We start from the raw sequence: 16,945 nt of genomic DNA, 5'->3' as shown, positions 1-16,945 counted from the left end.
CCTGCCCGGTGAAGAGCCCGTCGACCGCCTCGCCTGCCCTGTGGCGGGAGAGCAAGGTGATGAGCTCCTCCGCGTCGGTCGCCACGCAGGCGAGCCGCGCGCTCATGACGTCACGACCGGTGAGCAGCGTGTACGAGATGCGCTCCAGGGATGGTCGCATCTCCGGGGCGGTCCCGCGGAGATAGGCGATCAGCGCGTCGATGGCGTCGCTCAGGCGCTCCTCGTCTCTGGCGGAGAGGACGATGAGATGAGGGTCGCGCCGCCCCTCGGCCGTCGGCGAGCCCTCGGCGCGCTCCTCGTCGAACGACTCGAGCACCAGGTGGGCGTTGGACCCGCCGACGCCGAAGGAGCTGATCCCCGCGCGCAGCGGGAGCGCGCGCCCCTCCAGGGTCAGGGCGGGCCTCCAGTCCTCCGTCCGCGTGACGATGCGGAAGGGGCTGCCCTCGAGCTCGATGTACGGGTTCAGGTCGCGGAGGTGCAGGCTTGCGGGCAGCTTGCGGTGCTTCATCGCCAGGAGGACCTTGAAGACGCTGGGGATCCCCGCCGCCGCCTCCAGGTGGCCGATGTTGGTCTTGACCGAGCCGATCGCGCAGTGGGGCGCCTCGGGCGCGGGTCGGCCATGGGCCTCGTAGAGCCGCTCGAAGGCCATCTTGAGGCCGTTGATCTCGATCGGGTCGCCCAGGGCGGTGCCGGTGCCGTGCGTCTCGATGTAGCCGACCGTGGTGGGATCGACGCCGGCCTTGCGGAACGCCGCGACGATGAGATCGGCCTGGGCGCGCGGGTTGGGCGCCGTGAGCGAGTTGGCGCGCCCGCCGTGGTTCTCGGCGCTGCCCTTGATGACCGCATAGACATGGTCGCCGTCGGCGAGGGCGCGGCGGAGCGGCTTGAGGAGCAGCGCGCCGGCCCCCTCGCCGCGCACGTACCCGTTGGCGCTCTGGTCGAACGTCTTGCACTTCCCGTCCGGGCTGAGCATCCCGGCCTTCGCGATGGACAGCGCGGTCGTGGGGCTGAGGATGGCGTTGACCCCGCCGGCGATGGCCAGATCGCAGGAGCCGGTGTGAATGGCCTCCACCGCCCGATGGATCGCGATGAGCGCGCTGGAGCACGCCGTGTTGATGGGCTCGCTCGGCCCGTGTAGGTTGAGCAGGAACGAGATGCGATTCGCCAGGATCGAGTGTGTCGTGCCGGTGAGGGCGTATGCCTCGGTGCGGTGTCCGTTCAGCAGATCGAGGTAGTCGGCCGCCGCCGCGCCCACGAAGACGCCCGTGTTGCTCTGGCTCAGGGCGGAGGGGCTGTACCCGGCGTCCTCGATGGCCTTCCACACGGTCTGCAGGAAGACCCGGTGCTGGGGATCCATCAGCTCGGCCTCCCGGGGCGAGAGGCCGAAGAACATGGGATCGAACTTGTCCATGTCCTCGTAGAAGCTGCCCCAGCGCAGCCCCTTGCGGTTCGGCTCGCCGTTGTCGTGAGCGCGCCAGTCCCAGCGGTCTCCGGGCAGCTCGGAGACGAGACAGCGGCCCGCATCGAGGTGCTCCCAGAACGCACTCAGGGCGCTCGACCCGGGCAGCGCCCCGCTGATGCCGATGATGGCCACGGGCTCGTCGCGTGAAGAGCCGCCCGGCTCGGCGGTGGCCGAGGGCACGGCCGGATCGAAGCGCCGCGCATCTCGCGCGCTCGACGCCGCTGGCTCTCGCCGCTCGGGCCCGGAGGTCTCCGCGGCAGAGGCCGGGGGCTCGACCGCCGGCGCGGACGCGACGCCGAGGCGCCGGACCAGGTGGTCCTCGTAGGCCTCGCAGAGCCAGGCGCCGAGCGACGCCAGCGTCTCGTGCTCGAAGAAGCGCACCGGCGTGATCGCGAGGCCATACGTGCGGTTCAGGTGGTTGGCGAGGACGATGACGTTGATGGACTCCAGGCCGTATTCCATCAGCGGCGTCTCGTAATTCAGCTCCTCGGGGGTGAGCTTCAGCACCTTGGAGACCGCCTCCAGCAGGAGCGCCTTGACCCGCTCCGCCAGCGCGGTCCGGGCAGCGGCCGCGCTGGACGGCGCCTCCGCGTGCGCCTCGACGGCGGCCACTCGCGCCCGCGGGGCCGCAGGGCGAGGCCCGCCGGCGGGCGCGAGCGACCCCGCGAGCCCCAGGCTGTGGTGGATCCTGGCCTCGTCGCCGGCCAGCACGAGGACCTGAGGGTGCTCCGATGTCACGGCGCGGGTGAAGGCGTCGACGCCTGCCTCGCTGTCGAGCGCGGTCATGCCGAAGGCGGAGGTCAACAGCGCTTGCATCTCCTGCGAGACGCCCATGCCGCCCTCTCGCCAGAGCGGCCAGTTGATGGACACGGTCTTCCCGGTGCGGCGGCCGCTCTTCCGCTCGGCCTCGCGCCACGCCGCGAAGTGGTCCATGAAGCTGTTCGCATAGCCGTAGTCCGTCTGGCCCATGTTGCCCAGGACGGCGGTCACGGAGGAGAACAGGGCGAAGAAGTCCAGCTCTCGATGGCGGGTGGCGTCGTCGAGGTGCAGGGCGCCGAGCAGCTTGGGCGCGAGCACCGCGGCCATCTGCTCGCGGCCCTTGCTCCGCAGGTTGGCGTCGGCCGTGACACCGGCGCTGTGGATGACGCCATGGACCGCGCCGAACCGGGCCTCGACGCGCCCCAGCAGCGCAAACACGTCCTCGCGATCGGCGATGTCAGCCCGGATGTAGGCGACCTCCGCGCCCAGCTGCGTGAGGCGGCGGAGCAGCTCCTCGGTGGCGGAGGTCAGGGGAGAGCGCCCGCACAGGGCCAACCTGGCCTGGAAGCGGCGCGCGAGGTGCTCGGCGAACACCCGGCCCAGCCCGCCGGCGCCGCCGGTGATCAGGTAGACCCCTTTGCTGCGAAGAGGCGCCTTCGTCTCCTCGCGGGGCCGCCACGGTCGCGAGCGCTGGATCTGCCGTTCTCGCCCCTCGTAGCGGACCGCGCCCTCGTGAGGGGCGGTCATCTCGGCGACGAGGAGATCGCTCAGCGCCGCGCTGTCCATGCGCTGCGGGTCGAGGCCGAGCACCTTCAGGCGGAGGTGCGGAACGTCGAGCCGGAGACTGGCGCCCAGCCCGCTCATGGCCGCGTGGGTCGAGTCCAGCCGGTCACCGCGCCGCCCGTAGGTGTACAGGATGTCGGTGCCCTCGCCGCGGGCCGGGAGATGGGCAGCGAGCGCGCGGCACAGAGACGTCGCCCGGAAGAACGGGACGGTCGGCCCACCCTCCTCGGGAGCTTGCGTGCGCGGCCACAGGTACACCACGTGGCGCGGCGGCATGCCTTGCTGTCCGCTGGCCGCGACGAGGCGGTGATAGCTCGTCTCCTCGTCAGGGTTGATCTCGTAAGTCCCGTCGCCCAGCTCGCGGAACTCCGCGCCCGGCTTGACGAGCAGGATCGGACCGCAGCGATCTCTCAGGCGATCGCGCGCGCCCTCGTCGGTGTCGAAGAGCAGGACTGGACCGCGGAGCTGGCCTGTCGCGGGCCCGGCGGCCGCAGGCTCCCAGGTCGGCTGAAAATAGAGGATCGAGGTCGCTCGCGGGTCTGCGCGATCCGGCTGGCTGGCCTCTGGCCGTGAGCGCTCGGCCGGCGCGCGCTCCGGTCGAGGCGTCGGCGCGGGGCCGGCGGCGGGCAGGGCCTCGTGCTCGGTGCCGCTTTGCCGGGGCTCGTCCACCCAGAACCTGCGGTTGTTGAACGGGTACGCGGGCAGGGACAGCAGACGCCGCGCCTGACCAGCGTAAAGCGCGGCCCACTCGAGGTCGTGCCTCGTCGCGTACACGTCGGCCAGCGCCTGCAGCTTCTCGCGGTAGGCCTCGGCGCGCGCTGGAGGGGCGTCGCGGAGCTCCTTCACCAGGCGGCTCGCCAGCTGCTCTGACGTGGGATCCGGCTGCCCGGCAGGCGCCGGCGCGTCGGCCGCCGCGGGGTGGCGCGCGAGCCACGCCGCGAGCTCCTGGCGCAGATCGCGCGTGTCGCGCGCCACGAAGGCGAGCCGCAAGGGGAAGTGGGTGCGGCCGACCCCGAGGGTGTATCCGATGTCGCCGAGCTCGTGGTCGCTCCCGCCGGCGTCGAGCCAGGCGATCATGTCCACCACCTTCCGGTGAAGCGGCCCCGGCGCCTTCGCAGAGAGCGGGACAAGGGTGTACGGGGCTACCGTGGGCGCCGTGATCTCGGCTTCTGCCGGCGCCTCCTCGACGATCACGTGCACGTTGGTGCCGCTCATGCCGAAGGAGCTGATGGCCGCCCGGCGCGGATGGTCGCCGGCGGGGATCCAGTCCCTCGTCGCGGTGTTCACGTAGAAGGGGCTGTTGTCGAAATCGATATGACGGTTCGGCCGGTCGAAATGGAGCGACGGCACGAGCGTGCGGTGCTTCAGGCAGCAGAGCACCTTGATGAGGGAGGCCATGCCGGAGGCGGCCAGCGTGTGGCCGATGTTGGTCTTGACCGAGCCGACCGGGCAGAACCGCTTCTTGTCGGTGAAGGCGGCGAACGCGTCCGTGAGCGCGTGGATCTCGATGGGATCGCCCAGCTTGGTGCCGGTGCCGTGGGTCTCGACGTAACCGATGGTCTCCGGGTGGACGCCGACCTTGCGGTAGACCTCGATCTCCAGGGCGGCCTGCGAGGGGGTGCTGGGCGCCGTGATGCCGTTGCTCCTGCCGTCCTGGTTGGCCTCGGATCCACGGATGACTCCATAGATGTGGTTGCGGTCGCGCAGGGCCGCGTCGAGGGGCTTCAGGATAACGGCCGCCGCGCCCTCGGCGGGGACCAGTCCATCGGCGGCGTCGTCGAAGGTGCGGCAGCTCCCTGTGGGGGACAGCATGCCGGTCTTGCTGAGCATGACGTGGCTGATCGGGGTGGTCATGAGGGCGACTCCCCCGGCCACGGCGAGGTCGCTGGAGCCGCTGATCAAGCTCTGGCAGGCCAGGTGAAGGGCCACCAGCGACGACGAGCAGGCGGTGTCGATCGGGACGCTCGGCCCCTTGAGGTTGAGGAAATAGGAGATGCGCGCCGACAGGATGGACAGCGTGTTCCCGATGAGCCGATAAGAGGGATCCGCCGAGGCGCCGAGCTTGTAGACGTAATCTCCGTCCTTGCACCCCACGAAGACGGAGCACCGTTGCCCGTTCAGGGCGTCGGCGCTGTACCCGGCGTCCTCGAGGGCTCTCCAGGCCTCCTGGAGGAAGAGGCGTTGCTGGGGATCGGTGAGCTCCGCCTCGAGCGGCGAGATGCCGAAGAAGAGCGGGTCGAAGCCGCCAATGTCGCTCAGGAATCCGCCCCATTTGCTGTAACTGCGGGCGGGAGCGGCGGGATCGGGGTCGTAGAACCCGTCGAGGGGCCAGCGATCGGGCGGGATCTCGCGGATCGCGTCGTGTCCATCGCACAGGTTTCGCCAGAAGTCGGCGACCGTCTCGGCGTCGGGCAGCCGGGCGGAGATGCCCACGACCGCGATATCCATGCTGCGGACAGGCCGCGCAGAGGTCGCCGGAGGAGGCGTCGGCGCGAGGGGCGCCGCGACGAGGGGCGCCGCGACGAGGGGGGCGCGCGTCTCGTCGGCCTCTCGGGGCGTGGGGAGGGATGCGGCGAGCTGGTCCACGAGCTCGGAGAGGGGCACGCGCCGGAGGAGCTCCGTGGCGGTGACGCCCGTCCCGAGGACCTGATTGACGCGGCTCGACACCGCGACCGCCTGCTGCGCGTCGAGGCCGCACTCTTCCGGGGTCGCGCTCAGGTCGAGCTCTCGCGCATCGACGGCCAGCACCTCGGCGAGGGCATCGAGGGTGACCTGCCGGACCTGCTCCAGGGCCAACCGCGGCGACGCCGGCCGGCTCGCCGGCGCCGTTCCCTGGACGGGAGAAGGCGGCTGCGGCGGTTGCGCCGGCGGCGGCTGCGCCTGCGCCTGCGCCTGCGCCTGTTGCTGGAGCGGCTGCGGCTGGGACGGCTGCGCCGCCGCGCCCGGCGGTGGGCTGGCGGTCGCCTGTACGGGAGCGAAGGTGGTGGCGATGTGCTCGGCGAGCGCGCGCGTGGTTGGATAGTTGAACAGGGCCGTGGTCCTCAGCTCGATGCCCAGCTCGCGACCGATGATCCCGGCGAGCTCCACGGCGAAGATCGAGTCCACGCCAAACGTCGTGAAAGGCACGTCCGAGTCGAGATCGGGCCTGTCGATCTGCAGCGTGCGCGCGAGGCCGTCGATGATCTTGCTCTCGATGGCTTGCAGGGACATCGGCCGCGACGTGGAGGCCTGCTCTGCGGCGGGGAGGGAGGGGGCGGGCGCGATCGCCGCGGGCGGCGGCGCCGCGGCGGATGCATCAGGGCGCGAGGAGGCGCGCTCGGCGCGCGGCCCGCGGACCACGCCGTCGCTCTCGGCGACGATCACGCCCTGGATGGTCCAGGAGGAGGCACCGTCGCTGTGCTCGAGGGGCGCGACCCGGCCGAAGCCCTCTTCCTCGAGCAGGCCCTTCCACATCGAGGCGCTGAGCAGCGGGGACCATTTCATGCGCTCGATCCCGTCCTCGAAGAGCCACCAGCCGTCCAGCAGGCCCGCTGTGAGCGTGAGGAAATGGACGACCCGGGTCATCTCGTTGAGGATCAGCCAGCCGCCCGCCCTGAGGAGGCTCTTGATGCTCCGCAGGGTATTGCGCAGGTTCCTCGTGGCGTGCACGACGTTCGCGCCCAGCACCACGTCGAACCGCTCCGGGGAGTAACCCTGCGCCGCGATGTCCTCTTCCAGGTTGAGCGGCTGGAAGGTGACAAACGGGTGGCGTGGGCCGTACTGGCGCTTTCCGTACTGCGTGAAGGCGCGGGAGATGTCAGTATAGAAGTACTCGATATGGGACGCGTACGGATCGAGCGCGTCGAGCACGGACGCGCTGGTGCCGCCGGTGCCGGCCCCCACCTCCAGGATCGCGATCTTCTCGCCGTGCCGCAGGCGCGCGACGCGGGCCTCCACGAACGAGAGCAGGCTCCCGATGACCAGAGCATTGAAATGATCGGCGGTGGGGTTGCCCTTGTAGAGCCGGCCCATCAGATCCATCGATCCCTGCGGGAAGAGCACGTCGGTCGCTGCGACCTGGGCGCGGAGCAGCTCGGGATAGCGCTGATAACACGCCCAGAGCAGCCGGACGTACGGCTCGATCTCCGGCAGGGCCGCAAGCTGCTGCATCTGCCGCTGGATACCGCGCTCCTCGCGCGCCACCCGATCGCTGATGAGGAGGTCGTCTCCTTGGATGCGGAGGTAGCCGGCCCCCTCGAGGATCGCGAGCAGGGAGTCGTAGAGTCGGCTGTAGCGGTCCGCGATGCCCAGCCGCTCGCGGAGGGCTGCCGCCGGCTCGCGGCCGCCCGACCGGAGGGCGCCCATGTCCTGGAACGCGCACAGCAGCAGATCCTCGCTGAAGCGCTCCAGCCTGTCGAACGAGGGCTGGTACCGCAGCAACGCGCGGACCGCGTCGAGCTCGGGCTGGATGCGCGGCAAGCTTCGAGCGAGCAGGGGCTCGAAGCGCTCCGGATAGACGGTCGTCGTGTGGCTCAGCTCATGGCCGAGGAGGTCCGTGGGCTCGCGCGTGAGCTGCACGGCGACGACCTGGGGCACACGCTGCGAGAGCACGCGACGCACGGCCTCCATCCCGTCCGCGGGCGCTATGGGACCGACGCCGATGGCGCCGAACTGTTGACCCTGGACATCGGCCGTGCGGGCGACGGCGCCGACCTTGCCCCAGTATCCCCAGTTGATGAGCCGGACCGGGTAGGGCGCACGCGCGCGGTGGAAGAGCGCGTACCTGTCCTGGAAGGTGCAACCGGCGGCGTACGGGCTGGCGCCGCCGTTGTTGAGATACGAGGCGATCGACCCGAAATAGAGGAAGAAGTCGAGGGGCTCGCCGGCGACGGCCTGGTGGACGGCGACGCTGCCGGCGATCTTGGCGCGGACTCCGGCGGTGAAGGTGGCCTCGTCGGTGGTGGCGATGGGGTGGTCGCCGAGGACGACGGCGGAGTGGATGACCCCGTGGAGGGCGCCGAAATGAGCCTTGGCGCGGGCGACGGCCGCGCGCAGGGACGTCGGGTCGCCGGCGTCGGCCTGGAGATAGAGCACCTCGCCTCCGCGCGCCTCTACCTCGCTGATCTGCTGCTTCACGCCGTCGCCGAGGGGGCGTCGGCCGAGCCACACGAACCGGGCGCCGTGGGCCTCGGCGAGGTGCTGGCTGAACAGGGAACCGAGGCCGCTGGCGCCGCCCAGCACCAGGTAGACGCCGCCCTGGCGGTACGGCTCGGCCGCGGGCAGCGGCAGCGGCAGGGCGGCCATCGAGCGCTGGAAGCGCTTGCCGCCTCGCAGCGCCACCTCCTTGCCGCGCAGGTGGCCTGGCTCGGCGATCACCGCGCTGGCCAGCGCCTCCTCCGGGCGTCCGAGCTCCTCCGTCCCGACGTCGATGCAGCTGACCTTGAGCCGGGGATACTCCTTGGCGATGGAGCGGGCGAGGCCGTACATCCCCGCGGCCAGCGGCCGCTCGGGATCCCCGGCCCGCACCGCGCAGACATCGTTGGTGACGATCTTCAGGTGGCACGAGGACGGCGCGAGCCCCAGGGCGTCCAGGGCCTTCACCAGGCGGAACAGGGACAGCAACCCTCGTTGCTGGGAGCGCTCCAGGGCGTCCAGATCGCCGGCAGCGGGCTCCTGCGCGGACAGCCCACCGAGGAAATAGACGGCATCCAGATGGGAGAGGCCGGCGGCAGCCAGGTCCCGGAGGGCGCGCTCCAGCGCGCCGGGATCGTCGGCCTGAACCTCCACCGCTCCGGACGCTCCGAGGGACGGCCGTGCGGCGCGCACCGCCGAGCCGTCCCGAGCATCGGAGAGGCTGTATGCGGAGGGCTCTCGCTGCGCGCCGAGGAGAACACGGGCGATACGGGCGCCGGGGTGACTCGTGGCCAGGGCTTCGGCGAGAGGGGCGCCCTCCGGCGTGAAGATCACGAGCGCGCTCTGGACGGCTGCGCCGCCCACGGCCATCGCTGGATCCAAATGCGCCAGAGACCATTGCGGGTGAAAGAAGAAGTTCTCGAGAACGCCTGTCTCCCCGCGAGGCGCAGGCGCTCCCACGGGCGCGGCGGGCGCTTCGAATGCGGGGGTGGTGGGGGAGGGCGCGGGGGCCGACGATACGCTCTCCACGCTGGGCAACCAGTAGCGCTCGCGAGCGAAAGGGTACGTCGGCAGGGCGGTCCGCTTGCGGCTGGGACCCTCGTGGAGAAGCTCCCAGGGGATCGAGAGCCCCTGCAGCCACAGACCGGCGAGCTTGGGCAGCTTGCGGTTGCGGACGAGCTTCTCCAGGTATTCACGATCCTCGGCGTCTCCATCCATGGAGAACGAAGCGGTCTTGTGCCCCTGGACCTGACCGTGAAGCACACCGGGCACCTCGCCGCGACCGGCGAGCACGGCGTCCAGCTTGGCGAGCAGCTCTTCCCGGCTGGAGGCGATGAGGGCCAGCCGGTGATCCATGGACTGGCGCCCGACCTGCAGCGTATAGGCGATGTCGCCCAGAGAGGGGGACTCGGTGGCCTGCTCGCGCAGGAAGTCCCGCAGCCGCGCCGTCGCGGCGTTGAGCCGCTCGCGGTTCCTCGCGGAGAGCAGGAACAGCGCCTCCTCGCCCGCGGCGTCCTCGCCCGCGCCGCGGCGCACGTGGGGCTCGTGCGCCTCGACGATGACATGGGCGTTGGACCCGCCCGCGCCGAAGGAGCTGATGCCCGCGAAGCGAGAGCCACCGCCGTCCGCCTGCCACGGGCGAAGCTCGTTCACGGGCTCGAACGGAACGGCGTCGAAATGGATGTTGGGGTTTTTTGTCTCGCTGTGCAGGCTCCTCGGGATCGCCTGGTGCCGCATGCACAGGAGGACCTTGATCAGCGCCGCGATCCCGGCGGCGGCCTCCAGGTGGCCCAGGTTGGATTTGACCGAGCCGATGGGGAAGCTCCGGCGCGTTGCGCCGGCCTCGCGGAACGCCCTGGTGAGGCCGGCGATCTCGATGGGATCTCCCAGCGCCGTGCCCGTGCCGTGGCACTCGATGTAGCCCAGCTGATCGGGCGACACACGCGCGCGTCGAAGCGCGTCGAGCACGAGCCTCGCCTGGGACTCCGGATCGGGCACGGTGAACCCGGCGGCCCTGCCGCCGTGGTTGATCGCGGAGCCGCGGATGACGCCGTACACGTGATCGCCGTCGCCGAGGGCCCGGTCCAGCGGCTTGAGGAGCACGGCGCCGACGCCCTCGCTGGGCACGTAGCCGGTGCCGCCCTCGCCGAAGCTGCGGCAGCGCCCGTCGAGGGACAGGAACCTGGATTGCGCCAGATAGAGATATTTGTCAGGATCTATCGAGAGGTTGATCCCGCCGGCCACCGCCATGTCGCACTCTCCGTTCTGGATGCTCGCGCACGCTTGGTGGACGGCGATCAGCGACGAGGAGCACGCCGTGTCGATGGCCAGGCTCGGGCCGGTGAAGTTCATCCAGTAGGAGACCCGGTTGGCGATCGCCCAGTAGAGCGAGCCTGGCCCGGCGTAGCGCCCGGTCTGGTGGGTGAGCCGGCTGCCGATACGGCTGTATTCGTTCCACATCACCCCGACGAACAGGCCCACGGCGTCGTCCTTGTACGCGCGCGGATCGCCGTAGCCCGCATGCTCCATGGTGGCCCACGCGCACTCCAGGAAGAGGCGCTGCTGCGGATCCATCTGCTCCGCTTCTCGCGGGGAGATGTTGAAGAACATCGGGTCGAAGCACGCCACGTCCTCGATAAAGCCGCCCCACTTCCCGTACGTCCTGTCGGGCTGCGGTGTCTCCTCGAAGTAGCGCCGGTGGTCCCAGCGCTCGGCGGGGATCTCCTCGATGCAGTCCCGGCCCCCGCGCAGGTTCTCCCAGAACGCATCCACATCGGGGGACCTGGGGAAGCGAGCGCTCATGCCGACGATCGCGATCACGGAGGATGGCCGCGGGCGCCGGGAGGTCGGAGCGGCGGGCGTACCCGGCGCGTCGCGCTCCTCCCTGGTCGCGGCGCGCTCTGCCCCTGCGGCGCGGAACGGGGCGTCTCCGGGAGCTTCCGGAGCGGGGGAGGGGACGACCGCATGCGCGGCGGGCGGCGTGGGCTCAGCCTCGCCCGACGGCACCTCCGCCGGAGCCTGGTCCGCCTCCCCCGGCGCAGCGGGCGCGGAGGGGGCGCGCTCCGCGAGGTAGCGGGCCAGCTTGCGGATGTTCGGGTGCTCGAAGAGCAGCGTGGGCGTCAACGACCCATAGGTGTGCTCGAGGTGCTCCGTGATCTCCTGGAGAGCCACGGAGTCGACCCCCAGGGAGAAGAACGGCTCCTCCGCGTCGATCGCGCTCGATACCGCCTGGATCTTGGTGGCGACGAGCCGACGGAGATCGCCCTCGATGCGCGCCGCTTGCGGTCTGTCCTCTCGCGCCGCCGCGTGGAGCTCTTCACGAGAACCCGATGATTGCGACCGATATGCCATGCTCGCGTTCCCTGGCCCTTGTTCGTTAACTGGGGTTCGACCCTGCCCGCCGCGCTCCGGCGCGGGAGAGACGGTGTTTGAAGCGGGTCGCGCCGAGGGGAAGAGGTGCTCTGCCGATCGGGCGAGGACGATCCCTTGAGGCGACGGGCACTGGGTCATCAGCCGGTCGAGCGCGTCGAGCGCTGCGCGCTCGCCGATGGGCGGGAGCCCGCGCGCCGAGAACCGACGCGCGATCTCGGGATGCGTGCCCATCCCGCCGGCCTCCCACAGCGTCCAGTTCACCCCGAAGCTCCTGCCAGGCGCGCCGCTCCGGGCCCGGTGGTGGATGAACCCGTCGAGGAAGCTGTTGGCGGCGGCGTAACCCACCTGGCCGCGGTTGCCCACGAGGGAGACCACGGAGGAGAAGGTGACGAAGAGATCGAGCGGCTCGCCCTGGGTGAGCTGATGGAAGGACCAGGCGCATTGCGCCTTGGGAGCCATCTCTCGCCGCACCGAGTCCCAGGACTTGCCGACGATCAACCTGTCCTCCACGACGCCGGCCAGCTGCAGCACGCCGTGGATGGCCCCGAATCGCTGCCGTGTCGTCGCGACGACCTCCTCGCACCGCTGCGGATCGCTGATGTCCGCCCTCAGATGAAGGACCTCGCAGCCGTCGCGGCTCAGCGCGGCGAGGCGGCGCTGAGCCTCCTCGCCGAGCGGGGAGCGGCCGACCAGCACCAGTCGAGCGCGGGCGCGAGAGGCGATGTGCTCGGCGAGCCGGAGGCCGAGCCCTCCGGCGCCGCCGAGCAGCAGGTAGACCCGACCGTCCTGGAACGGCGAGGGCGCGGGCGCCGCGCCGGGCTCCTCGATCGGCGCGAAGGCGCGGACGTACCGGACGCCGTCGCGGTAAGCTACCCGGTCCACCTGGTCGAGCACGCCGCGCTCTTCGACGAGGTGGCCGGCGCACGCGCGCGGATCGGCGGCGTCGAGATCCACCAGGTGGACGCGGAGCTGGGGGTTCTCCTGGGCCAGCGTCCTGGCGATGCCGCAGAGCACCTCCTGGCGGAACCCTTCGCCTCGATCGTCGGGCAGCACCGCCTGGCAATGCCGCGTGCCGATGATCAGGTGATGTTGCGCCCCGCTCTTGACGAGGGCCTTGGCGAGCAGGAACGCGCCGCGCGCCGCCGCCTCGTCTTCCGGGCCGAGCGCCGGATCGAGCGGCGCAGGCGGCGAGGGCGCGGGGGCGGCCGCGGGGGTGAGCGCTGCCAGGAAATAGATATCCACCCCCTCGCCGGCGGCCTCTCGCTCCACGCGGCGCAGCAGCGCCGAGAAGTCCTCTTCCTGGTCGTCGCGCAGGACGAGCCGACCGTCGCCCGCCTGCGCGGGGGAGCCACCGAGCCGCGCGATCGTGAGGTGCGCATAGCGGGCGCGCAGCGGCTCCAGCCAGGCCACGGACTGGGCCTCGGAGCGGAGGATCGCCATCGCGTGATGGCCCAGCGCTGCCCCCCCGCGGCCGGCGGGCCGCTGTCGCTCCCAGACGGGTCGATAGCACGCCGCAGCGATCCCGGGCGAGCTGCCCTCGTCACGGCGGCGCGGCGCGGCTACGGGGCGCTCGGAGGGGTTTTCCGGTGCGCTGCCCAGGAATCCCCGGGGCACCCTGCGGAAGAAGATGCCCTCGACCCGGAGCAGGCCGGCGCCCGAGAGATCATGGACGCGCAGATCGGCGAGCAGGCCGTAGTCCTCGACGGAGACGTCGCGTTCGTCGATGCACACCAGGCAGCCCGCGTTCAGCGGAGCGAGCTGCTCGAGGAGGGCGATGGCCTGGGGCACGTAGAGCGCGCCGCCCCCCCTGAACGCCCCAAGGCGCTGCCCCACGACCAGCGCCGCCTGCAGGAGGCCGTCGAAGAGCGCGGGGTCGAAGCCGGCGAGGCGCGCGGGGCCGGCCGCCGCCGAGCGGAGCTCGAACACGTGACGCTGGCCGACCTGCCCGACCGCGGCGATCACCTGCAGGCTGGCGCCATAGCGATAACCGACGCGCGCCAGGCCGCTGTAGAGGTCAGGGTCTGCCCGGCGGTCGCACGCGTGCGCCTCTCGGTCGAGGGCCTCCAGCGCGGGCGGGGGCTCGTGCCCATAAGCGCCACGGCAGATCCCATGGCCGGCGTGCTTCGCGCTGAATCGCCTGCTTTCAGGCTCGATCTCGAGCGTGAGCTCCGCCGGTGCATCCACCGGTACCGCCCGCTGGAAGAGGACGTCCTTCAGGGTGGTCGTCGGGTGAGCGTGGAGCCGTTGCGACGCCTCCAGGGCCATCTCGACCATGAGGGCGCCGGGCACGATGGGGCGATCCGAGATGACATGCGCGGCGATCAGGCGGTCTTTGGAGGTGAAGGCGCGTCGAGCCTGGCTCGCGCTCTCGTCGGGCGTGAGCGGCGGGCGTCGCTCGGGTGTGGTGCTCGCGGCGTCCGCGCCCTCCTGGAGCGGCGCGGCGTCCGCGCCCTCCTGGAGCGGCGCGGCGTCCGCGCCCTCCTGCCGGGCCGGCAGCGGCGGAGCCGCGCCCGCCTGCTCGGAGCGGCCGTCGAGCTGCCCCGGAGCCCTGACCGGGGAGGGGGCGCCTTCGCCCTCCGGCAGCCAGAAGCGCCCCCTGTCGAAGGCGTAGCCCGGCAGCGGAACCTTCGCGAAATTCCCCTCCGGGAAGAGCTCTTCCCAGCGGATATCGGTCCCTTCCAGCCACAGGCGCAGCGCCGTGAGCTCGAGGGGCTGATCCAGTACGGGGATGGCCAGCCCCGGCCCGGCGGGCCTCGCCAGCTGCCCGAGATCGAGGAACGCGACGTCGTCGCCGGGGGGCAGGCTCGCGGGCTCGCGGTCGACGATGCCCCGGATCCACCGGGGGAAGTCGCCGATCTCCTGCTCGTCGAGGCGCTCGCTGTGCTTCCGGAGCACGCTGTAGGGCTGGTCGAGATCCAGCATCCCCTGGCGCTGGCGCAGGATCTCGGCGATTGCGTCGAGGTCCGGTCGAGGGGCGAGGACGAGCCGCACCACCGCCTCGTGCGGCATGAGCCCGTCCACCACGAGGTCCACCAGCTCGTTCACCCGCGGATCGCCGGAGGAGAGCGTGTCCGTCAGCTGCCATCGACGGTTCAGCCTTCGCACGGAGCTCTGCACGACGATCGCGGCCAGCGAGCGACGCGCGTCCGAGGCGGGGAGCTCCTCCTGGAGCAGGCGCTCAGGCGTCGTGCCCAGCGGTTGAAGCACCGGCGACCACTCGTCGAGGAACTTCTTGAAGGTGAACTGCGCTCCCCAGAGGGGCCGGGCTCTCGCGAGCACTCCCTCGACCGCCGTCGCTGGCACCGGCAGCCCCTCCACGAGGGAGGACAGGTACTCGGCGTCCAGGCGATAGGGCATCAGGTAGGTCGAACGGATCGGATCGAAGAACGGCAACGTGGGACGGCGAGGCGGGAGGCGCCGCCATTCCTCGCCGCCCCGGAGGCCCGCCACGATGGCGCTCAGCGGCAGGATCCCGCTCTGCGCGAGCGCCAACCAGGCGCCGTGACCCTCACCGGTGGTCGCCCACGGCCTGAGGTTCAGGTCGGCGAGCGCCGACATGTACGCGTGCCCGAACAGAAACGCGTGCAGCGGCTCGTGGCGCTCGGGCGCGTCGCCGCTTTCGTAGAGCTCCGCCGCCGGCCCGAGCTCGGGCTCCTCGAGGAAGCTCCGGAGGGCGTCGACGTGCCGCTCGATCAGGTGGCGCGCGCCGAGCAGCGTCGCGACGGGCCTGCCTCGCCCGAGGGCGAGGGCGCCGAAGCGCGTCATCCAGCGGGGCGGAGTGCTCTTCTCCAGGCGGCTGGGCGGCTCCTTGATAAGGCGGCGGAGCTCCTGCGCGTCGCGCGCGTAGAAGCCGTGGCGATAGGCGAAGCTCTCCCGCCCGGCGGCCATGGTCGCGCCCACGTCGCGGAGCGAGAGCGCCCGGCTCTCCCCGGCGAGGTGCTCGTCGACGAAGGTCTCCCAGCGCTGCAAGGTCCTCGTCAAGCAAGGAGCTGACCGGGCAGAGACGATGAACACGGTGCCTTCGCGCTCGTCCGCGCGTCCCCGGGGGCCGTGCGCCGCCGAGCCGTCTGCGGCGGCGCACGGCGAGGCCACGTCATGGGGGGCGCCGAGCTCGGCTCGCGCGCGCGGATCGAGGCGCGCGGGGCTGCGCTCGTACGCGGACAGGAGGACGTGGGCGTTGGCGCCGCCGAAGCCGAACGAGCTCACCCCTGCCCGCAGGGGCAGGTCCCCGGCCGGTCGCCATTCGCTGCTGCGGGTGGCGACCACGAAGGGCGTCTCTTCGAAATGGATAAGGGGGTTGAGCGTCTGGACATGCAGCGTCCGGGGGATCGTGCGGTGCTTCAGCATCATGAGCACCTTGATGACCCCGGCCACGCCCGCGGCGGCCTCGAGGTGGCCGATGTTCGATTTGACCGACCCGATCCCGCAGTACTGCCGTTTCTGCGTGTAGCGGCGGAAGGCCTCGGTGAGCGCCTCCAGCTCGATCGGGTCTCCGAGCGAGGTGCCTGTGCCGTGCGCCTCCACGTACGTCACCGTCTCTGGGCTCCAGCCCGCGTCCTCGTACGCGTCGACGATGACGTCCCGCTGGGCGGCCACGCGAGGCGCCGTGATGGAGCGCGATGCGCCGGTGTGATTCACCGCGGAGCCCGAAAGGATGCCGTGGATATGGTCTCCGGCCGCGATGGCCTCGGCGAGCGGACGCAGTATAAGGACGCCCACCCCGTCTCCGGGCACGTAGCCGTTGGCGTCCTTATCGAACGTCTTGCACAGCCCGTCCGGGCTGAGCATGCGCGACTTGGAGAAGGAGATGTACTTCCATGGGTGAAAGTTGAGGCTCACGCCCGCGACGATCGCGAAGTCGCTCTCGCCTCGCTGCAGGGAGCGCCTGGCCTCGTGGAGCGCGACGAGGGACGACGCGCAGGCGGCATCCAGGGCGAGGCTCGCGCCGCGTAGCCCCAGGGTATAGGAGATCCGGTTGGCGAGGATGGAGCTGTAGCTCCCCAGGGCGGCGTAGCTGTCGATCGGTCGGTTCAGGGCCGCGGACTCCTGGTGATAATCGCTGGCCATGAAGCCGACGTGCACCGAGGTCGTCCGGGCGCGGAGCTGCCTGAGGGGCACGCCGGCGTCCTCGATGCAGTGCCACGTCTCCTCGAGGAGCAAGCGTTGCTGAGGGTCCACGCTCTTCGCTTCACGCTCCGAGATGCTGAAGAAGCGGTGGTCGAAGGCGTCGATATCGTCCACGAGCCCGCACCATTTGCTGATGCTCTTGTCAGGCTCGTTGAAATCAGGGGAATAATAGACCCGTGGATCCCACCTGCTCGGCGGGATCTCGCGGATGGCGTGCTCCTCCCGAACGAGGAGCTGCCAGTACTGCCGGTAGTCCGAGGACCCGGGAAACCGGCAAGCCATGCCGACAATGGCGATGATGTCCCTCGCTCCCTGACTCCCTCCCCTCAC

Annotated in this window: 1 protein-coding gene (running past one end of the window); it reads right to left on the bottom strand. The window is 71.2% G+C overall.

Annotated features, from left to right (window positions below):
• On the bottom strand, positions 1 to 16,945 hold the 5' portion of the coding sequence (locus tag WMF28_RS23430) for an SDR family NAD(P)-dependent oxidoreductase (RefSeq protein WP_437595490.1). The gene continues 1,214 nt to the left of window position 1, outside the view; only the first 16,945 of its 18,159 coding nucleotides appear in the window; the start codon lies at positions 16,943 to 16,945; its stop codon lies beyond the left edge, outside the window.

The sequence above is a fragment of the Sorangium sp. So ce590 genome, from assembly GCF_051521365.1.
Taxonomy (GTDB): Bacteria; Myxococcota_A; Polyangia; order Polyangiales; family Polyangiaceae; genus Sorangium.
This window is presented reverse-complemented; position numbering and strand designations above follow the sequence as displayed.